Genomic DNA, 19,808 nt, shown 5'->3' with positions numbered 1-19,808 from the left:
GGGGGCGCTGGGGGCGCTGGGGGCGCCGCGGCGCTACGCTTTCGCCTTCACATACCGGCCTGGCGCGGGCTCGATCGCCTTGTACTTCGCGCCCTTGCCGTAGGCCTTGGGCGCGGGAACCTGCTTGCCGCCATGGCTCTTCAGCCAGGCAGCCCAGTCGGTCCACCAGCTGCCGGGGTGCTCCTTCGCGCCTTCGAGCCAGGCTTCATGGCTCGCGGGCAACTTGTCGTTGGTCCAGTAGGACCGTTTCTTCTTGACCGGTGCATTGATCACGCCCGCGATGTGGCCGGAAGCGCCCATCACGAAGCGCTTCTTTCCGGGCAGGTGCTTGACGGACGCGTAGGCGCCGGTGATCGGCACGATGTGATCCTCGCGCGAGCCGTAGATGTAGACGGGAATGTCCACCTTGCGCAGGTCGACCTTCTCGCCGCACACCACCGCCTTGCCCGGCTTGACCAGGTTGTTCTCGTGATAGGTGTTGCGCAGGTACCAGGCGTACATCGGCCCCGGCAGGTTGGTGGAGTCGCTGTTCCAGTACAGCAGGTCGAAGGGCGGCGGCGTCTCCCCCTTCAGGTAGTTGCCCACCACGTAGTTCCACACCAGGTCATTCGGGCGCAGGAAGCTGAAGGTGGAGGCGAGCTCCTGGCCCTTGAGCAGCCCGCCCTTGCCCATCTGCATCTCGCGGTACTTGACGAAGGACTCGTCGATGAACAGGTCCAGGATGCCCGTGTCGCTGAAATCGAGCAGCGCGGTCAGCAGCGTGGCGGACGCCACCGGCTTCTGCCCGCGCGCAGCGGCGACGGCCAGCGCCGTGCCGAGGATCGTGCCGCCGACGCAGAAGCCCAGCGCGTTGATCTGCTTCGCCCCCGAGATCTCCTGCACCACCGAGATCGCCTTCAGCGCGGCGTCCTCGATGTAGTCGTCCCACGTCTTGTCTTCCAGCGACGCGTCGACGTTGCGCCAGCTCACGACGAAAGTGCGGTGGCCCTGCTCCACCAGGTAGCGGATGAGGGAGTTTTCCGGCTGCAGGTCGAGGATGTAGAACTTGTTGATGCACGGCGGCACCACGAGAAACGGACGCTCGTAGACCTGCTTGGTCAGCGGCTTGTATTCGAGCAACTGGAACAGCTCGTTCTCGAACACCACGGCGCCTTCGGTCGTGGCCACGTTGCGGCCGACGTCGAATGCGCTCTCGTCGGTCATCGATACGTGGCCTTGCTGCAGGTCCGCCAGCAGGTTCTGCAGGCCCCTGGCGATGCTCTCGCCCTTGGTCTCCACCGCCTTCTGCTGGGCCTCGGCATTCAACGCCATGAAGTTGCTGGGGGCCGAAGCGGCCATCCATTGCTCCACCGCGAAGCGCAGGCGCGCCTTGGTCTTGGCGTCGGTGTCGGCCGCTTCGGCCAGCCCGAGCAGGGTGCGCGCGTTCAGGAGATAGATCGCGGCGGTGAAGGCCGCCACCGGATTGCGTGCCCAGGCATCACCGGCGAATCGCTTGTCGGCACCGACGGGCTTGGCCCCCAGCCCGGAATTCCACAATTCGCAGGCTTCCCGCACGTACGCTTGCTGCAGGGCCTGCAGCTTGTCGGGAGCGAAAGAGAGCTGCGGGGGTGCACCGGCGCCGTTGGCGACGGGCTGCAGGTGCTGCAGCGCCTTGGTCCATTGCTGCGTCAAGTCCTGCTGGAAGCGCTGGGCCTGGCCGGCCCAGTCCACGTCAGAATTCATCTTTGTCTCCTTCGTCTCATGTCGAAGCTTTTCTCGAGTATCCCACCTGTAATGCTGCACTGCAACATCAACCATCCGGGAGGCCCGTGCTCCTGGTCGTGATCGCCTGGATGTACGTCGCCTTGATGATGGCGGTGGCGGAGGCGACGCATCCCGGCGGCACGCTGCTCGGCGCCGTGTTCACCTTTGTACTCTATGGCGTGGGTCCCGTGGCTCTTGTGGTCTACCTGATGGGACGGAAGGCGCGTCGCACGGCGCGGGCCCGGCGCGATGCCGCGGCTTCAGGTTCGCCAGACGGCGGCGGCGAAGCGGCCGCTGACGCGGTCCCTCCGGTGCGAAAAGAACCTTGACGGGTTGGCGACCGTGCACCATGCGCGGCTGCCGTCGTTGCCATGGATGCGGGTGATCCCCAGCGCGGCAAGGCGCAGCCGCGCCAGTGCCGGAAGGTCGGCCAGGAACTTGCCGTCGCCGTGGGGTCGGAAGCACTTTGCAGCGCCAGCAGTGCTTGCGGTGAAAGCCGTGCGCACTTCCGGCCCCACTTCGAAGGCGTCCGGCCCGATGCAGGGTCCCAGCCACACTTGCACCCGCGCCGCATCCCCCGCCGCCGGTGCGATGGCGGTCCAGAGCGCTTCCAGCACCCCGGCGCCCGCGTCTCCCGCCAACCCGCGCCAGCCGCAGTGCGCCGCCGCCACCAGCGAGCCGGCAGCGTCCGCCAGCAGGACCGGCAGGCAGTCGGCCACCATGATGGTGCAGGCGACGCCGCGCTCGGTGGTCCAGCAGGCGTCGGCTTGCGTCCCGTCCGGCGTATGTCCGGTCAGTCGCACGACTCCGCTGCCGTGGACCTGCTGCAGGAACACCGGACGGGCTTGCAGGTCGCCCGCGAACCGGCGCCGGTTCTCGGCGACGAGGTCCGGGTCGTCACCGACGTGGTCACCGAGATTGAGGGTGTCGTAGGGCGGCGCCGAAACGCCGCCGCCGCGCTCGCTGCACCAGGCGTGCACGCCCGAGACAGCGGGCCACTGCGGCGTCACGGTTCAGCCTTCGTTGTCGGGGCAGTTCGCCGGCTGCGCCCGCTGGAAGGCCGGCAGCTTCATGCAGGCCTCGAAAGCCGCCATGGTGCGCGTGAGCCCGCCGAAATCGACATGGAAGCGCTGGCCGTTGAACACCTGGGGCACCAGGCAGCAGTCGGCCAGCGTCGGCGTGTCGCCGTAGCAATAGGTAGCTGCGGGCAGGCGCCGCAGTTCCTGCTCGAAGGACTCCAGCCCCGAGCGCACCCAGTGCCGGTACCAGGTGTTCTTGGCTTCCTCTTCCACCTTCAGCTCGCGCACCAGGTACTTCAGCACCCGCAGGTTGTTCAGCGGGTGGATCTCGCAGGCGATCGACTGGGCCAGCGCCCGCACGCGCGCGCGGCCGAGCGCATCGGCCGGCAGCAAAGGCGGTTGGGGGTGGGTCTCGTCGAGGTATTCGATGATGGCCATCGACTGACCGATGAGCTCGCCCTGGTCGGTCTCGAGCGTCGGCACCAGCCCCGCCGGAGAGATGGCGCCGTACTGCTCCAGCTTCTGTTCGCCCTTGACCAGGTGCACCGGCAGGTACGCGTAGCCCAGCCCCTTGAGCTCCAGCGCGATGCGCACGCGGAACGAAGCCGAGGAGCGGAAGTAGTTGTACAGCTTCATGCCGCGAAGCATAAACCGATGTCCCCTACACTGGCGTGAAAACACAGGAGACCCCATGCTGCATCCCCAGGCCCAGGCGCTGATGAAGCTGATGGAAGAACGCGGCGTGCCGCCCATGCACACGCTGTCGCCCGCCGAGGCTCGCACCGTCTACCGCCAGCGCCGCACGTTCACCCAGCCCGAGCCTCCGGAAGTCGGCGCGGTGCGCGACCTCGAAGCGCGCGGCCCCGCCGGCCCCATCCCCTTGCGCAGCTATCGGCCGGCGGGCTCATCGGCCGACGCAGTGCTGCCGGTGCTCGTTTATTTCCACGGCGGCGGCTGGGTGATCGGCGACCTCGACACGCACGACGTCCTGTGCCGCCAGCTTTGCAACCTGTCCGGCTGCGCCGTCATCGCGGTGGACTACCGGACGGCGCCGGAAAGCCGCTTCCCCGCGGCGGTGGACGATGCCGTCGCTGCAACGCGCTGGGTACGCGCCCAGGCGGCGGCGCTGAAGGTCGACGCAGCGCGGCTGGCGGTCGGCGGGGACAGCGCGGGCGGCAACCTCGCCGCCGTCGTGGCGCTGGCCGCTCGCGAGGCCGGCGACCCGGCCATCGCCTTCCAGCTGCTGATCTATCCCGCGACCGACCAGCGCCGCGGCTGGCCTTCGCACACCACCAATGGCCAGGGCTACGTGCTGACGAAGGACAGCATGGATTACTACCATGACCACTACATTGCCGACCGCGCGCAGGACCTCGACTGGCGCGCCTCGCCGCTGCTGCACCCCGACCTGTCGAGGCTGCCACCGGCCTTCGTGCTCACCGCGGGCTACGACCCGTTGCGCGACGAGGGCCTGCAGTACGCACATGCCCTCACCGTCGCCGGCAACCGGGCGACGCTGGTCAATTTCGAGCGGCAGATCCACGGCTTCATCACCATGGGCCGCGTGATCGACGAATCCAATGTCGCCGTCCAGCTTTGCGCGGCGCAACTGAAGCAGGCGCTGGCCTGACCCTTTCCACCTTCCCCCCCTTAATACCCATGAACAAATCCATCTCCCGCGGCCTGGTCTGCGCCGCAGTGCTCACGGTCCTCGCCGGCTGCGCCAACATGCGATCCGGCCCTGCCGCCACCGCCACGCTCACGCCGACCACCGGCAGCAGCACCTCCGGCAGCGTGCGCTTCGTACAGGCCGGCGAGCGCGTGCAGGTCAGCGGCGAGATCCGCGGCCTGAAGCCGGGCGCCGAACACGGCTTCCACGTGCACGAGAAGGGTGACTGCTCCAGCGGCGACGGCATGAGCACCGGCGGCCACTTCAATCCGGCCTCGGCCCCTCACGGCAGGCACGGCGCCGGCACGCACCACGTCGGCGACATGCCCAGCCTGCGGGCCGACGCATCGGGCACCGCCCGCTTCAGCTTCGACTCGACGTCATTGCGCGTAGGCAGCGGAGCGAGCGACATCGTGGGCCGCGGACTGATCGTGCACCGCGATCCCGACGACTACACGACGCAGCCGACCGGCAACGCCGGCCCGCGGCTGGCCTGCGCCGTCATCACCCGCTCCTGAAGCCGGCGCCATGCGGTCCGAGCAGAACGAACTGGTCACCCGCATCGGCCCGGGCACGCCTTGCGGCGCGGTGCTGCGAAGCTACTGGCAGCCGGTGGCACTGGCCGACGAATTCGATGCCCGGCTGGATGCGCGGATGGCGCAGCGGCCGCTGAAGGCAGTGCGCGTGATGGGGCAGGACCTCGTGCTGTTCCGCGACCAGGCGGGACAGTGGGGGCTGCTCGATCGCGACTGCCCGCATCGCGGCGCCGACCTGTCGTTCGGCCGGCACGAGGGCGATGGCCTGCGCTGCCCGTTCCACGGCTGGAAGTTCGATGCCGCGGGCCGCTGCCTGGAAACACCGGCGGAGCCGGCAGGCAGCAAGCTGTGCGACCGCGTGCGGCAGCGCAGCTACCCGGTCATCGAGAAGAGCGGCATCCTGTTCGGCTGGTTCGGGGAGGATGGCAAGGCGCCGCCGTTTCCCGCGTTCGACTGCTTCACCGCCCCTTCGACGCACACCTTCGCCTTCAAGGGCCTGTGGAACTGCAACTGGCTGCAGGCCTTCGAGGTCGGCATCGATCCGGCGCACCCGTCCTTCCTGCATCGCTTCCTGAGCGACGCGGCGCTGGATGCGGTCGGCGAGAACGCGGCCGGCCGCCAGTTCCGCAGCGCCAGCGCGGGCGATTTCGGCGGCGAGAAGTGGCCGATGACGCGGATCATGCGGGAGTTCCACCAGCCCGAAATCTCGTTCGAGCCCAAGCCCTGGGGACTGCAACTCACCGCGCTGCGGCCGATGACGGACGAACTCACGCACGTGCGCATCACCCATGCGATCTTCCCGCACACGTTCGTGATCCCGTTGTCGGAAACCATGACCATCACGCAGATGCACGTGCCGGTGGACGACGTGCGCACCTACTGGTACTCGGTGTTCACCAGCTTCGCCGGGCCCGTGGACCGGGACGCCATGCGCAACCAGCGCCTGCAGTTCATCTCCCTGCCCGACTATGTCCCCAAGTCCGGCCGCCACAACGGCTGGGGCTTCAATCCCGACGAACAGAGCGCGCAAACCTACCTCGGCATGGGCGAGGAGGACATCAACGTGCACGACCAGTGGGCCGTGGAAAGCATGGGCGCCATCCAGGACCGCACGCGCGAGCACCTCGGCACCAGCGACAAGGTCATCATGGCCAACCGCCGGCTGCTGCTCAAGGCGATCGAGACGGTGCAGGCCGGCGGCACCGCGCCCGGCGTGGCCGACCCCGCGCTGGCGCCGCAGATGCAGGGCCCCGACACCGTCGACGGCATCGCGCCGGCGGGAACCTGGGGAACCTGGTGGCAGGAGCGGGTGCAGGCCAAGCGCGCCGGCGCCGCCTGGCTGCCGCAAGGTGCGCCGGCGTCGGAAGCGCAAGCGACGTGAGTGCCTTCGCCGAACGCTGCGGAATCCACGACGCCGCGCGCGACGCTTCGCTGCAGCGGGTGGGCCGGCTGGTCCAGGCGCAGGGGCTGGAACTGGTGCGTTTCGCCTGGTGCGACGTGCACGGGGTGCAGCGCGGCAAGACGCTGGTGGCCGCTGCAGTGGAGCGCGCCCTGCGGGAAGGCATCGGCATGGTCAGCACGCTGATGCTCAAGGACACGTCGGACCGCACGGCCTTCAAGGTGTTCGAGCCCGGCGGCACCGCTTCGCTGCCGGGCTTCGGCTTCGCCAACAACCTGCTGCTGCTGGCGGACCCCGACAGCTTCCGGCAATTGCCGTGGGCGGATGCGACCGGCTGGATGCGCGCCCAGCCTTTCTTCGAGGATGGCACGCCGGTCGAACTGGACACGCGCCGGGTGTTGCAGCGCGCGCTGGCCAGGCTCGCCGCGGCGGGCTACACGCTCAAGTGCGGACTGGAAGTCGAGTTCCATATCTACCGCATCGACGGCGCCCAGCCGCAGGACGACCCGATGCTGGCCGCCTGGCCGGGGCCGCCGCCCTCGGTGCGCCTGGTCCACCCCGGCTACAACCTGCTGTCCGAAGCCTGGTACGACCTGGCCGAGGAGCCGCTGCGCATCGTGCAGCACACGGCGCAGGCGCTCGGCCTGCCACTGCTGTCACTGGAAATCGAACTCGGCCCGAGCCAGGTCGAGGCGGTGTTCGACGCCACCGATGCGCTCGCCGCCGCCGACAACATGGTGCTGTTCCGCAATGCCGTGAAGATGGCGCTGCGGCGCGCCGGCTACCACGCCACCTTCATGTGCCGCCCGCCGTTCCCGAACATCATGTCGAGCGGCTGGCACCTGCACCAGTCGCTGCTCGACGCTGCGACGGGGCGCAACGTGTTCCGCCGCGAGTCGCCCGAGCAGGGCACGGATGCGTCGCATGCGGGGCACACGCTGTCCCCCGTGGGCGAGCAGTTCCTGGCCGGTTTGCTGCAGCACGCGCGCGGCATGACGGTCTTCTGCACGCCCACTGCCAATGGTTACGGCCGCTTCCGGCCCAACGCGCTGGCGCCGCAGTCGGTGCTGTGGGGCCGCGACAACCGCGGCGCCATGCTGCGCGTGATCGGCGGCTGCGGCGACGAAGCCACGCGCATCGAGAACCGCATCGGCGAGCCCGCCGCCAACCCGTACCTCTATCTCGCCTCGCAGGTCTACGCCGGACTGGACGGCATCGCGCGGCAACTGAAGGCCCCGCCGGCGACCGGTGCGCCTTACGGCGGCGCCGGCGAAAGCCTGCCGACCAGCCTGGGCGAAGCACTGGCGGCGCTGCGGTCGGACAGCGTGCTGTGCGACGCGTTCGGCGCCGGTTTCATCGACTACTTCACCCGCATCAAGCAGTCCGAGCAGCAGCGTTTCGACGCCGCCGAGGACCGCGACGATTTCGAGCGCCGCGAATACTTCTCCCGCATCTGATGATCAAAGTGCATGTCCACGGCCCCGCCTCCGCGCCGGGCGAAACCGTCATCGAAGGCCGCCCGGGCGAAAGCCTGATGCAGGCGGCCATCGCCGCCAACGTGAAAGGCATCGAGGCCGACTGCGGCGGGCTGCTCACCTGCGCCACCTGCCACGTGTACGTGCGCGAGCCGTTCGCCGCTCGGCTGCCGCCACCGCAGGAAGACGAGCTCGGCATGCTGGAGTTCACGGCGGCCCCGCGGCGCCCCACCAGCCGATTGAGCTGCCAGGTCCAGCTGGGACCGGAGCTCGAGGGCCTGCAGGTAGACTTGCCCGAGAACCAACATTGAGGAGCGCAGACATGGTCCTGGAGATCGCCGACATCCGCATCCAGCCCGGCAAGCAGGCCGAATTCGAGGCCGCCATCGAGCGCGGCCTGCGCACCGTCGCCAGCCGGGCCGAGGGCATGCAGGGCTACAAGGTGAACAAGTGCATCGAATCGCCCGAGCGCTATGTGCTGCAGATCTTCTGGGACACGTTGGAAGCGCACACCGTCGGCTTTCGCCAGGGCCCGCTGTTCGCCGAGTGGCGCGCCATCGTCGGCCCGTTCTTCGCGCAGCCGCCGCTGGTGGAGCATTTCACGCTGCTGGTGAAGAGCGGAGCTTGATGATGCCGGGGTGCGGCAGCCGCCGCAACCCGGCCTACCGGCCCCGGGCGGGCGATGACCGTAGGCCGGGTTGCGGCGCAGCCGCACCCCGGCGCGCACCGAGACGCTGTACCAAATGACCAAGACGCTTCCAGAGCCAGCCCGCCAGACCGAAGTGCACGGCGAGTACGACGTCGTCGTGCTCGGCGGCGGACCGGCGGGCATGGCGGCGGCGGTGGCGGCGGCGCGCGCGGGCCGCAGCACCTTGCTGGTGGAGCGCTACGGATTCCTCGGCGGGATGGGCACGGCGGCCGGCGTCACCAATTTCTGCGGGCTGCACGCCAACGTGCACGGCGACATCCGCCAGGTGGTGCATGGCGTGGCGGACGGCCTGCTGGAACGCATCGCCCGGCTGGGCGGCCTGAACGAGCCGCACGCGCTGTTCGGCAAGACAGTGGCGCAGGCCTACGACACCGCGGCCTACAAGATCGCCGCAGACGACCTGCTGCTGTCGTCCGGCGTGCAGATCCTGTTCCATGCGCTGGCCGCCGGGGTCCTGATGCAGGATGAGCGGCGCGTTGGCGCCTTGCTGGTCGAGACCAAGTCCGGTCGCCGCGCGGTCGTCGGTCGCATGTTCATCGACGCTTCGGGCGACGGCGACCTGGCGGCCTGGGCCGGCGCGCCGTACGAGATCGGCGACGGCCGCGGCAACATGCTCTACCCCTCGACCATGTTCCGCATCAACGGCGTCGACCCGGCCCGGGCCGGCAAGGCCTGGGAAGTCATTCCGAAGCTGATGGCCCAGGCCGAAGCCGAGGGCCGCTACAAGTTTCCGCGCAAGGGCGCCATCGTGCGGCCGCAGAAGAGCGGCATCGAGTGGCGCGTCAACCTGACGCAGCTCGCCAACCGCGACGGCAACGCCATGAACGGCGTCGATGCGCTGGAGTTGTCGGAGGCCGAGATCCTCGGGCGGCGGCAGATCGCCGGCGTGGCCGGTTTCCTGCGCGAAGTGCCCGGCTTCGAGAGAAGCTACATCTCGGACATCGCCCCGCAGGTCGGCATCCGCGAAACGCGGCGCGTGCGCGGACTGTACGAACTCACCGAATCCGACGTGCTGGAGTGCGCCAGTTTCGACGACACCATCGGCGTCAACGGCTGGCCGCTCGAGCTGCACCTGAAGGGCGACGTCGAGTTCCGCTGGCCGCAGATCCCGCAAAGCCGCGGCTTCAACCACCTGCCGTACCGGATGACGGTCCCGCCGTCCCTGGACAACGTGTGGGTGGCGGGCCGCTGCGCCTCGATGAGCCATGAGGCGCAGTCCGCGGCGCGGGTGACGGGGGCCTGCTTCGTGATGGGCGAGGCCGTGGGCAACGCTGCCCACCTCGCATTGCTGGCCGGCAGCACGGCAGCCGCCATCGACGTCGCGGCGCTGCAATCGCGGCTGCATGACAATGGCGCTTACCTGGGCCGCACCTGGTAGAGGACCCCCATGAACGCACCCCACCCCATGGCGCAGGCGCGCCAGCAGCTTTACGGCGACATGCATCCGCACAACCTGACGCCGTTGTGGGAGGTGCTGCATGCGCTGGTGCCGCCGAAGCCGAACACGCCCTGTGTGCCGGCCCTCTGGAAGTACGCCGACGTGCGCCCGTTCCTGCTGCGCGCCGGCGAGACCATCACCGCCGAAGAGGCGGTGCGCCGCGTGCTGATCCTGGAGAACCCGGCGCTGCGCGGCCAGTCGGCCATCACGCAATCGCTCTACGCCGGCCTGCAGCTGATCCTGCCGGGTGAAATCGCCCCGAGCCACCGCCATACGCAAAGTGCGTTGCGCTTCATCGTGGAAGGCGCGGGCGCCTGGACGGCCGTGGACGGCGAGCGCACGACGATGCGCCCCGGCGACTTCATCATCACGCCCAGCTGGACGTGGCACGACCACGGCAGCCAAGCCGATGGCCCCGTGGTGTGGCTCGACGGCCTGGACATCCCGATGATCCGCTTCCTCGACGCCGGCTTCGCGCAGAACAACCCCGAGCGCTCGCAGCAGGTGACGCGCCCCGAGGGCACCAGCTTCGCCCGCTACGGCCACAACATGGCGCCCGTGCGCCACGACGCGCCTTACGGCGCGACGTCGCCGATCTTCAGCTACCCGTACGAGCGCAGCCGCGCGGCGCTGGAGGAACTGGAGCGCCATGCGCCGGTGGACGCCTGGGATGGCGTCAAGCTGCGCTACGTCAACCCGCTCACCGGCGGCTGGACCATGCCCACCATCGCGACCTTCATGCAGCGCCTGCCGGCCGGTTTTGCCGGCAAGGCCTGGCGGCAGACCGACGGCGCCGTCTACAGCGTGGTCGAGGGCGAGGCGGAAGTGATCGTGGGCGAAGGCGACGGTCAACAGCGCTGGCGGGTGGGTCCGCGCGATCACTTCGTGGTGCCGTCGTGGCACACTGCCCGGCTTTCCTCCGGCCGCGGTTGCGTCCTGTTCAGTTTTTCCGACCGGCCCGTGCACCAGGCACTGGGCGTCCATTTCGAAGAAAGGTTGTCATGAGTTACGTCTTCACCCCCGCGCCGACCGTCGGCGTCCCCATCGTTGGCCGCACCGAGCGTTTTCCCGTGCGGCGCATCTACTGCGTCGGCCGCAACTACGTCGAGCACGCCAAGGAGATGGGTTTCACCGGACGCGAGCCGCCGTTCTTCTTCCTCAAGCCTTCGGACGCCGCGGTGGTGGTGAACGCCGGCCAGACCGCGACCATCACGTATCCCAGCCTCACCAAGGACCTGCACCACGAGATCGAGCTGGTGGCCTGCATCGGCACCGGCGGCAGGAACATCCGGGCGGCGAACGCGAAGAAGCACATCTTCGGCTACGCCGTCGGCCTGGACATGACCCGCCGCGACCTGCAGGGCGAGATGAAGAAGCAGGGGCGGCCGTGGTGCATCGGCAAGGGCTTCGACCAGTCGGCCCCCATCGGGCCCATCACTCCGGCTGCGCAGGCCGGCGACGTGGAGAAGGCGCCGATCTGGCTGCAGGTCAACGGCAAGGACCGCCAGCGCAGCGACGTCTCCAAGTTGATCTGGAGCATCGGCGAAGTCATCGAGCACCTGTCCGCGGCCTGGGAACTGCAGCCCGGCGACCTGGTGTACACGGGCACGCCCGAAGGCGTCGCCGCGGTGGTGGCGGGTGACACGCTGGTCGGCGGCGTCGGCGGCCTGACGGACATCTCGGTGAAGATCCAGCCCGCTTGACGGGCGCGACCAGGAGGCGACGCCTTTGCGGGTACTGGAACAACTGGCGAAGCTGTCCGCCATCCTGGCCGGCGTGCTGCTCACCGGCATCACGCTGATGACCTGCGGCAGCCTGATCGGTCGCAACACCACCGGCCACTCGATCGTCGGCGCCTTCGAGCTCACCGGCGTGGCAGCGGGTGCGGCCATCGCGCTGTTCATGCCGTTGTGCCAGGCCCGGCGCGGCAACATCATCGTGGACTTCTTCACCGCGAAACTGCGACCCGAAGCGAACGCCCGCATGGACCGCTTCGGCGCCCTCCTCCTGGCGGCCATCTTCGGCCTGCTCGCCTGGCGCAGCACGCTCGGCGGCCTGAACAGCTACTCCTCGAACTCCGAGACGCAGATCATGGGCTTTCCGGAATGGGTGGTGTACGCGACGATGGTCCCCGCCTTCGTGCTGGCCGGGCTGATCGCGCTGCACCAGGCGGCCTTCGGCTTCGCCCACGCCGACGAAGTCGAGGCCGCGATATGAGCCGCCGGGCCGTCCCAAGGCGAATCCCGCAGCGCGTAGCGCGGAGGGTAGTCCAGTGAGCCGCGCCGAATGAGCCCGCTCGGCCTCACGGCCCTCATCTTCGGCTCGATGCTGGCCCTGATGGCCATCCGCGTGCCCATCGCGGTCAGCATGTTCAGCGCCGGCGCCATCGGCTATGTCGCCCAGACCGGGTGGCTGCCCTTCGCGAACTTCCTGAACACGCAGGCGTTCGCGCGTTTCGCCAGCTACGACCTCTCGGTGATCCCGCTGTTCATCCTGATGGGGCATTTCGCCACCAAGGGCGGCATCAGCAAGTCGCTGTTCGAGTTCGCCGCCGCCGTGATGGGTCGCTTCAAGGGCGGCCTGGCCATGGCGTCGCTGCTCGCCTGCGCTGCTTTCGGCGCCATCAGCGGGTCGTCCGTCGCCACCGCCGCCACCATCACCAGCGTGGCGCTGCCCGAGATGCGCCGGCACGGCTATTCGGGCCGCATCGCCACCGGCACGCTCGCCGCCGGCGGCACGCTCGGCATTCAGTTGCCGCCCTCCATCGTGCTGGTGATCTACGCGATCCTGACCGAGCAGAACATCAGCAAGCTGTTCGCCGCGGCGGTGATTCCCGGGATCATCGCGATGGTCGGGTACATGATCGCGGTGGCGATCTACGTGCGCGTCGCCCCCGGCCATGCACCCGAAGTCGAGACCGCGCCGCCAAGGATGACGCCGCGTGCGGTGGCCGGCGTCCTGCCGATCCTGGTGATCTTCATGCTGGTGTTCGGCGGCATCTATGGCGGCTTCTTCACGCCTACCGAGGGCGCGGCCGTCGGTGCGGCCACCACCTTCCTCACGGCGCTGGGCAAGGGCGAGATGACGCTGGCCAAGCTGAAGGAATGCTTTTACGGCACCGCCGTCAGCGCGGCCATGATCTTCCTGATCTTCCTCGGCGCCGACCTCATGAACTCGGCGCTGGCCCTCACGCAGGTGCCCAACCAGCTCGCGGCCGTCGTCGGCAGCTGGGGCGTCTCGCCGCTGCTCGTGGTCGTGGCCATCCTGCTGTTCTACGTGCTGCTCGGCGCGGTGATGGACGAACTGTCGATGCTGCTGCTGACCATCCCCATCTTCTTCCCGATCGTCATGGGTCTGGACTTCGGCATGCCCAAGGAGTCGGCGGCCATCTGGTTCGGCATCATGGTGCTGATGACGGTGGGCTTCGGGCTGATCGCCCCGCCGGTGGGCTTGAACGTCTACATCGTCAACGGCCTGGCCAAGGACGTGCCCATGGGCGAGACCTACCGCGGCGTCATGCCCTTCCTGGTGAGCGACGTGCTGCGCACGCTGCTGTTCCTGTTCTTCCCCATCATCCCGCTCTGGCTCGTCGGCTTCATCAAGTAGCGCCGTCCTGCGGGAAAGTCCCCTAGCTGCGCCGGGGCACGCCGCGTTCTACTCGGCACCAAAAGGAGATTCCATGATCCATCGCCGCACCCTGCTGAAGACTGGCGCCGCCGTCGCGCTCGGCGCCCCCGGCCTGTCCGGCCTTGCCCAGCAGGCCGTCACGTTGAAGTTCCACACCTTCATGGCGCCGCAGTCGAACGTGTGGCTCACCATGCACAAGGCGTGGATGGAGAAGGTCGAGAAGGACTCGGGCGGCAAGATCAAGTTCGAAGGCTATCCCGCCATGCAGCTCGGCGGCACGCCGGTGCAGCTGTACGACCAGGCCAAGGACGGCGTGGTCGACATCGTCTGGACGCTGCCCGGCAACACCGCCGGCCGCTTCCCGCGCATCGAGGTGTTCGAGCTGCCGTTCATCATGAACAACGCCGAGGCGACCTCGAAGGCGTATTGGGAATACGTGCAGACGGTGGCGCCGGACGAATTCAAGGACACGCAGGTGCTGGCGCTGCACGTGCACGGCCCGGGCATGTTCCACACCAAGGAAAAGCTGATCAAGACCGCCGACGACCTGCGCGGCCTGAAGGTGCGCGGCCCCACCCGCCAGATCACCAAGATGCTCGGCTACCTGGGCGCCACGCCCGTGGGCATGCCGCTGCCGCAGATCCCCGATGCGCTGTCCAAGGGCACCATCGACGGCGCGGTGATCCCGTGGGAAGTGGTGCCGTCGGTGAAGGTGCAGGAGCTGACGAAGTTCCACAGCGAGTTCGATCCCGCCGGCGGCGCGCTCTACACCACCACTTTCGTGATGGCCATGAACCGCAACAAGTACAACTCGCTGTCGCCGGAGCTCAAGAAGGTGATCGACGCCAACTCCGGCATGGCCACGTCGGGCTGGCTGGGCAAGACCCAGCAGGGCAACGACGGCATCGGCCGCAAGACGGCCGTCGACCGCAACAACACCATCCACACCATCTCCGCGGCCGACGCGCAGGAGTTCAAGCGCAAGGCGCGGCTGGTCGAAGTGGAGTGGGTGGAGGACATGAACAAGCGCGGCCACGACGGCAAGAAGCTGCTCGAAACGGCGCGGGCGCTGATCGACAAGCACGGCAAGGCCGGCCCGGCGCCCGCCCCCGCGAAGAAGGCCTGATAATCCAGCGGTAGCCAGCTGCCAACACAAGGGCTCCCTCGGGAGCCCTTGCTTGTATCCGTGACCGTCCTTCGCACACCCATCAAGCACTGCCGCAACTGCGGAGCCTCCGTGGTCTACCGCGTGCCCGACGACGGCGACACGCACCAGCGCGCCGTCTGCCCGGCCTGCGACACCATCCACTACGAGAATCCGCTCAACGTGGTCGGCACGGTGCCGTATCTCGGCGACCGCGTGCTGCTGTGCAAGCGCAACATCGAGCCGCGCTGGGGCAAGTGGACGCTGCCGGCCGGCTTCATGGAGCTGGGGGAATCCACCGGCGAGGGCGCGGCGCGCGAGACCCGCGAGGAGTCGGGTGCGCAGTTCGAGCTGGAGGGGCTGTTCTCGGTGCTGAGCGTGCCGCGCGTGGGACAGGTGCACCTGTTCTACCGGGCCCGGCTGCTGAGCGACGTGTTCGACCCGGGCTTCGAGACGATCGAGGCGCGCCTGTTCCAGCAGGATGAGATTCCCTGGGAAGAGATCGCCTTTCGGACGGTCAAGGAAACGCTGGAGCGCTACTTCGAGGACCGCGCGCGCGGGGCATTCTCCGTGCACACCTTCGACGTCACCTAGGCAACCAGCACGCGCTCAGCGGGACTGCAGCTTGCTGTCCTCGCGCAGGCGCACTTCCTCCCGGTAGCGCACGCACAGCGGGTGGTTGCGCGCGGCGGCCTTGGAGCAGTTGTCCTTCAGGCAGATCTCCCGGGTGATGAACATCTTGTCCCGGCACACGTCCACGGCGGCCATCGCGGCCGAATTCGCCACGGCCAGGGCCGCGGACGGCGGCGGCGCGGGACGCTGCGCAGGCTCGGGCTCGACCCGGGCCGCCGGCGCCGCTGGCGGCGGACGCGGCGCCTCCACGGGCGAGGTCGCGGCGACAGTGGTCCGGGGGCGAGGCGGCGGCGCGGCCTTCTTCACCGGTGGGGCGGAGGCCGCACCCACCTGTGCAGCGGCAGGCGTGACGAGCAGCGGGTTGGGCGGCGGAGGCACCGGCTTCGGGGCAACCGCCGACGTCGCGGCCCCGGCGGCCGTTGAGGTGGCCACGGCCGCCGTCGGCGAGGCCACGACCGGTGCCGGGGCGATGGCAACGGCCGACGCGATGGCAGGAGGCGTCGCGGCAAACTCGGGCGGTGGCGTGGTGCCGCGACCCATGACCAGCGCCACCAGGCCGGCAAGGGCCAGCACGCCGACAGCGGCCAGGGCCGCGATCGGCCGCTTCTTCCGGGGTGGCGGGGGCGCGGTCGTATCGTCGTCGTCGACGATGCGCGCCCTGGCCGGTGCGGCAACCGCGGCGGCCGGCGCGGCCGCCACAGGCGTTGCCGCTGCAACGGGGGCGATTGCCGCTGCTGCGGGCGCGGGCGCCGGCTCCACCGGCGGTGCCGCGGGTGGCGCCAGGGGCGTGGTGCTCGGATCGCTCGGGGACGCGCCTGACAGCGCCGCAGCCAGCGCCGCTTCGCCCGCCGCCATGAACGGCGCCGCCGGCGCGGCGGAAACGGTGGCGGCGGGTGGCACCGCCGCCGGCGCCGCCGGCGCCGCGGACGCCTGCGCCTGGGTCTTGGTGTACTCCTCCTCGATCCACTGCGCCGGCCGCATGTCGGGCGCGGCCGGCCCGCCATGGCCCGGTGGGCGGGTCGGCGGCACCGAGGGGTCGCGCAGGCGCGTGGCCTCGGGGTCGTGCATCAAGGGGGCCGTGATCGAATGGACCGTGTTGGTGGGGTCGCCGGCCAGCTTGCGCAGGCGCCGCCGCGCGAGGTCGGCATAAATGCCCGCCGGAAACTTGTCGAGGAAGCCTTCCAGGTCCTCCGCATCGGCGGAATCCTTGATGTCCTTCCAGTAGACCAGCTCGAGCTCCTGCGTGACCGAGCTGATGGTGCCGGAACTGGGCGTCGTGCCGGCGCCGCCGCCGCCGGGGGAACTGCCGGGGCGCGTCAGCGGCCGCGACGACGCGCCGGGCTCGACGCGCTTGTTGGGGTTCACGGGGGGCACCACCGTCTGGTCCTCGGCCCGGCGGATGGCTGCCTGCAGCGCCACCGCGAAGTCGCGTGCGGTTTCGAAGCGCTCCTCGCGCGACTTGGCCAGCGCGCGGGCCACCACGGCATCCAGCGCTCCGGGCAGGCGCGGATTGATGGAACTGGGCGCCGGCGGGTGGTGGCCGATGATCTGGTGGATGATGGAGAAGTCGTTGTCCCCGTCGAACGGACGCTTGTCCGTCAACAACTGGTACAGCACCACGCCGACGGAGAACAGGTCGGCGCGGGAGTCGATCTTCTGCCCTTGCACCTGCTCGGGCGCCATGTACTTCAGGGTGCCGACCATGCTGCCCTGGGTGCGCGTGGCCTCGCCCGAATCCTGGATGCGCGCCACGCCGAAGTCGGTGAGCTTCACGCGGCCGCCCGGCTCGATCAGCAGGTTGGCCGGCTTGATGTCGCGGTGCACGATGCCCTGCTTGTGCGCGTAGTCGAGCGCGCTGAGCAGGTCGCGGATGATCTTGAGCGACTGCTCCAGCGAGTACCGCACACCGCGGTCCAGGTGGTGCTTCAGGTCGTCGCCCTGGATGTACTCCATCACCAGGAACGCCACGTCGGCGTCGCGGTCGGAGTCGTACACGCTGACGATGTTGGGATGCTGCAGCCGCGCGGCGGAGCGCGCCTCGGTGCGGAAGCGGTGCTCGTACTCGGCCGCGGCTTCCTCGGACAGGTTCTCGACCTTGACGGTCTTGATCGCGACGCGCCGGTCCAGGTTGGGATCGCGGCCCTCGTACACCACGCCCATGGCCCCCTTGCCAAGGACACGGAGGACTTCGTACCGCCCCAACTTTTTCAGAGTCACGTCAGCATTGTCGCGAGTAACAGGTGGAAACCCATTCTAGCCCGCACCCCGCCTGCCGGCACCGTTCGTCAGCCGTGGGTGCGAGCCGATGTGTTGCGTTTCGCCCGCAACAGCGCGTTCACATAGGCCTGCGTGAAATGCCGGTCCAGCAACTGCTGGACCCACTCCGGCTGCCTGGCCTTGTGTTCGGCGTAATCCTTCGTGAACGCGTCCCACGCGCGCGCCGACTCGAACAGGCGCACGCCGCTCCCGAGCAACCGGGCCTTCAGCGCCTCGGGCTCGAAGTCCTCCAGCAGGCCTTCGATGGCCTCGCGGACCGCCTCGCTCATGGCCTGCTGGTGCGCGGCCAGCTCGGTGGCCACCTGCGCCACGGCGCGATCGGGCGGCAGGAACCCGGCGGCGGCGGCCTGGCCGCCGAACAGGAAATACAGCTTGGTCTCCAGCGGCGAGTCCATGCGCAGCGGATTCGTCTCGCGCGCCTCCACCACCGTGCGCTCGTCGGCGCGCACGTCGTGCCGCGAAAGCGCCGCGGCTTGCGACACCTGCAGCAGCGCCTGCATGGCGATGCGCGTGAGGCGGCCGATCGTTTCCAGCTCGCCCTGGGTGAAGGCGGCCTCGCCCGCGGCCTCCATCCCGAGACCGGCGAAGAAGGGTTTCAGGTCCGTGGCGGGGGCCAGTGCGTCGGCGCGCAGGACGCCGCCGGGAGAACCGGGGCCGAAGGTGCTGTTGAAACCCCAGTCGCCGAAGGGATCGTCGTCGGGCTGGAAAGGCACGGTTTCCGGTCCCGTATCGGCCGTCAAGCCGGCGGCCTGGCGTTCGAATTCGGCCCACGGGTCGGCGCCCCCGGCGGTGGCGGATGCCGGCGGTGGCTCCGGCAGGGTGTCGTCGCCGGCCGCCTGCGCCATCACCCGGTAGGCCGAGAGGTACATCGCATGGCCAGGCGCCAGGATGCCGCGCGCGCCGGGCGGCAACTCGCCGGCGGGGATCTCGACGCCGTTGACCACGGAAAGCACATGGAAGTGCAGTTGCTCCTGCTCGTTCCACACGCTCAGGTGACGGCGCGACACGTTGCGTTCGGGGTCGGGCAGGCAGATGCTGCAGTCGGTGTCGCGACCCAGGATGAGCGCCGGGTCGCCGTGCTTGAGGCGACGCGTCACGTCGAACCCCGGCCCCGAGATGTGGAGGTCCAGCGCCATGCGCTCAGCCGCGAATCGAGAAGCTCGCCAGCGGGGCCGCGTCCGCGTCCCGGTCGCAGCCCAGCGCTATCTGGCCCTGCCCCGCGAGGTAGCACTCGGTGCGCCGCAGCACCACCGGCTCGGTCTGGCCGCCGAAATACACCCAGGTGCCGAAGCTGGAGGCGTCCGACAGCACGAACTGGCCGCCGCGCCATTCGATGGCGGCATGGATGCGCGACACGCGGGAGTCGTTGACGGGAAGGTCGGCCGTGACCGCCCGGCCCAGGGTGATGCGCCCGCCCCGCGGCTGCAGGCGGCGGGTCTGGCCGCCGATGGTGATCTCCAGCGCTGCCGTCTCCACGCCCGACTTGAACATCGACACTCCCATCACCGTGGCTTCGGCGTCGCGCTCCGGCTGCCATTCGACGCGGAACACCTCGGTGGCTTCCGCCTTGCCGCGCAGGAAGATGGGGCCGAGGCTGCGCAGCTTGCCCTGCAATCCGGGCGAGATGGCGTCGCGAACGCGCTGGGTGGTGAGGATCTGGTCCGCGCCCGCCAGGTCCGCCAGGCGCGCGGCGCTGTTGACGGCGTCGCCGTAGCAATCGCCCTCGATCTCGACGACTTCGCCGGATTCGATGCCCATCTGCATCTGCACGGGTTGGCCGGTGCCGCCGGGGCGCACGGGTTTTTGCTGCAGCCTTTCCTGGATGGCGATGCAGGCGACAAGGGCCTGGTCCTCCCGCGAAAACACGGTGAAGAGGCCGTCGCCGAGCAGCTTGACCACGCGGCCGTCGTGCTGCTCGAAGATCTTGGCCAGTGCCGTCGTCAGCTGCGTGACGAAGAGCCCCGCGGTCTCGTCACCGAGGCGCTCGAAAATGCCGGTGCTCCCAACGAGGTCAGCGAATACGACGGAGGCCATGCGCGGCCATTGTATGCCGCCCGACTCAGCGGCCAAGCGGTGGAACCCGGGGCCGGGGCATGTCGCCTCAGGAAAAAGCCCGCCGGACTTTGCGCATCCGGCGGG

At 69.3% G+C, this 19,808-nt stretch carries 20 protein-coding genes; 14 read left to right on the top strand and 6 right to left on the bottom strand.

All coding sequences use genetic code 11. The features are described from left to right. Positions 1 to 33 precede the first annotated feature (33 nt). Complete coding sequence (locus WG902_RS01360) at positions 34 to 1,722, bottom strand: PHA/PHB synthase family protein (protein WP_340058083.1); 1,689 nt, start codon at positions 1,720 to 1,722, stop codon at positions 34 to 36. Between the two features lie 128 nt (positions 1,723 to 1,850). Between WG902_RS01360 and WG902_RS01355 the strand changes: the two genes are divergently transcribed. Beyond that, on the top strand, positions 1,851 to 2,072 hold the full coding sequence (locus tag WG902_RS01355; protein WP_340059416.1) for a hypothetical protein: 222 nt from the start codon (positions 1,851 to 1,853) through the stop codon (positions 2,070 to 2,072). Here WG902_RS01355 and pgeF read toward each other — a convergent pair. Both pgeF and maiA read right to left on the bottom strand, forming a co-directional pair. Continuing rightward, complete coding sequence (pgeF, locus tag WG902_RS01350; RefSeq protein ID WP_340058082.1) at positions 2,004 to 2,753, bottom strand: peptidoglycan editing factor PgeF; 750 nt, start codon at positions 2,751 to 2,753, stop codon at positions 2,004 to 2,006. The genes WG902_RS01355 and pgeF overlap by 69 nt on opposite strands. 3 nt (positions 2,754 to 2,756) lie before the next feature. Next, a complete protein-coding gene (maiA, locus tag WG902_RS01345; protein ID WP_340058081.1) occupies positions 2,757 to 3,398 on the bottom strand; it encodes a maleylacetoacetate isomerase in 642 nt (213 codons plus the stop codon). 55 nt (positions 3,399 to 3,453) lie between these two features. Between maiA and WG902_RS01340 the strand changes: the two genes are divergently transcribed. The 13 genes from WG902_RS01340 (at position 3,454) to WG902_RS01280 (ending at position 15,353) form a co-directional block, all read left to right on the top strand. Beyond that, a complete protein-coding gene (locus WG902_RS01340) occupies positions 3,454 to 4,392 on the top strand; it encodes an alpha/beta hydrolase (protein ID WP_340058080.1) in 939 nt (312 codons plus the stop codon). Between the two features lie 29 nt (positions 4,393 to 4,421). After that, positions 4,422 to 4,949 (top strand): superoxide dismutase family protein, encoded by a 528-nt coding sequence (locus tag WG902_RS01335; RefSeq protein ID WP_340058078.1) that lies wholly within the window; start codon positions 4,422 to 4,424, stop codon positions 4,947 to 4,949. A 10-nt stretch (positions 4,950 to 4,959) separates the two neighbouring features. Continuing rightward, on the top strand, positions 4,960 to 6,348 hold the full coding sequence (locus WG902_RS01330; RefSeq protein ID WP_340058077.1) for a Rieske 2Fe-2S domain-containing protein: 1,389 nt from the start codon (positions 4,960 to 4,962) through the stop codon (positions 6,346 to 6,348). Then, positions 6,345 to 7,823, top strand: coding sequence for a glutamine synthetase family protein (locus WG902_RS01325; protein WP_340058076.1), 1,479 nt, complete (start codon positions 6,345 to 6,347; stop codon positions 7,821 to 7,823). The genes WG902_RS01330 and WG902_RS01325 overlap by 4 nt, the downstream gene beginning before the upstream one ends. Continuing rightward, complete coding sequence (locus WG902_RS01320) at positions 7,823 to 8,152, top strand: 2Fe-2S iron-sulfur cluster-binding protein (protein ID WP_340058075.1); 330 nt, start codon at positions 7,823 to 7,825, stop codon at positions 8,150 to 8,152. The genes WG902_RS01325 and WG902_RS01320 overlap by 1 nt, the downstream gene beginning before the upstream one ends. 11 nt (positions 8,153 to 8,163) lie before the next feature. Then, positions 8,164 to 8,469 (top strand): antibiotic biosynthesis monooxygenase family protein, encoded by a 306-nt coding sequence (locus tag WG902_RS01315; protein WP_340058074.1) that lies wholly within the window; start codon positions 8,164 to 8,166, stop codon positions 8,467 to 8,469. A gap of 115 nt (positions 8,470 to 8,584) precedes the next feature. Further along, positions 8,585 to 9,928, top strand: coding sequence for an FAD-dependent oxidoreductase (locus tag WG902_RS01310; protein ID WP_340058073.1), 1,344 nt, complete (start codon positions 8,585 to 8,587; stop codon positions 9,926 to 9,928). A gap of 9 nt (positions 9,929 to 9,937) precedes the next feature. Beyond that, positions 9,938 to 10,993: a gentisate 1,2-dioxygenase gene (gene gtdA, locus WG902_RS01305; RefSeq protein ID WP_445263643.1), complete on the top strand. Its 1,056-nt coding sequence runs from the start codon at positions 9,938 to 9,940 to the stop codon at positions 10,991 to 10,993. After that, complete coding sequence (locus WG902_RS01300) at positions 10,990 to 11,691, top strand: fumarylacetoacetate hydrolase family protein (protein ID WP_340058072.1); 702 nt, start codon at positions 10,990 to 10,992, stop codon at positions 11,689 to 11,691. Before gtdA ends, WG902_RS01300 begins: the two co-directional genes overlap by 4 nt. Before the next feature lie 25 nt (positions 11,692 to 11,716). Continuing rightward, a complete protein-coding gene (locus WG902_RS01295) occupies positions 11,717 to 12,205 on the top strand; it encodes a TRAP transporter small permease (RefSeq protein WP_340058071.1) in 489 nt (162 codons plus the stop codon). A 69-nt stretch (positions 12,206 to 12,274) separates the two neighbouring features. Further along, positions 12,275 to 13,594: a TRAP transporter large permease gene (locus WG902_RS01290; protein ID WP_340058070.1), complete on the top strand. Its 1,320-nt coding sequence runs from the start codon at positions 12,275 to 12,277 to the stop codon at positions 13,592 to 13,594. Positions 13,595 to 13,667: 73 nt separating this feature from the next. Then, positions 13,668 to 14,741, top strand: a complete 1,074-nt coding sequence (locus WG902_RS01285) for a TRAP transporter substrate-binding protein (RefSeq protein ID WP_340058069.1) — start codon at positions 13,668 to 13,670, stop codon at positions 14,739 to 14,741. Positions 14,742 to 14,801: 60 nt separating this feature from the next. After that, positions 14,802 to 15,353: an NUDIX hydrolase gene (locus WG902_RS01280; RefSeq protein ID WP_340058068.1), complete on the top strand. Its 552-nt coding sequence runs from the start codon at positions 14,802 to 14,804 to the stop codon at positions 15,351 to 15,353. A gap of 15 nt (positions 15,354 to 15,368) precedes the next feature. Here WG902_RS01280 and WG902_RS01275 read toward each other — a convergent pair whose 3' ends face one another. The 3 genes from WG902_RS01275 to WG902_RS01265 all read right to left on the bottom strand — a co-directional run bounded on the left by WG902_RS01275 (position 15,369) and on the right by WG902_RS01265 (position 19,703). After that, complete coding sequence (locus tag WG902_RS01275) at positions 15,369 to 17,609, bottom strand: serine/threonine-protein kinase (RefSeq protein ID WP_340058067.1); 2,241 nt, start codon at positions 17,607 to 17,609, stop codon at positions 15,369 to 15,371. Positions 17,610 to 17,677: 68 nt separating this feature from the next. Further along, on the bottom strand, positions 17,678 to 18,805 hold the full coding sequence (locus WG902_RS01270) for a type VI secretion system-associated FHA domain protein (RefSeq protein WP_340058066.1): 1,128 nt from the start codon (positions 18,803 to 18,805) through the stop codon (positions 17,678 to 17,680). Positions 18,806 to 18,809: 4 nt separating this feature from the next. Further along, positions 18,810 to 19,703 (bottom strand): adenylate/guanylate cyclase domain-containing protein, encoded by an 894-nt coding sequence (locus tag WG902_RS01265; RefSeq protein ID WP_340058065.1) that lies wholly within the window; start codon positions 19,701 to 19,703, stop codon positions 18,810 to 18,812. Positions 19,704 to 19,808 lie beyond the last annotated feature (105 nt).

The sequence above is a fragment of the Ramlibacter sp. PS3R-8 genome (genome assembly GCF_037572435.1).
GTDB lineage: Bacteria > Pseudomonadota > Gammaproteobacteria > Burkholderiales > Burkholderiaceae_C > Ramlibacter.
Note: the sequence above shows the minus strand (reverse complement) of the source record. Positions and strands in the feature narration are given on the sequence as shown.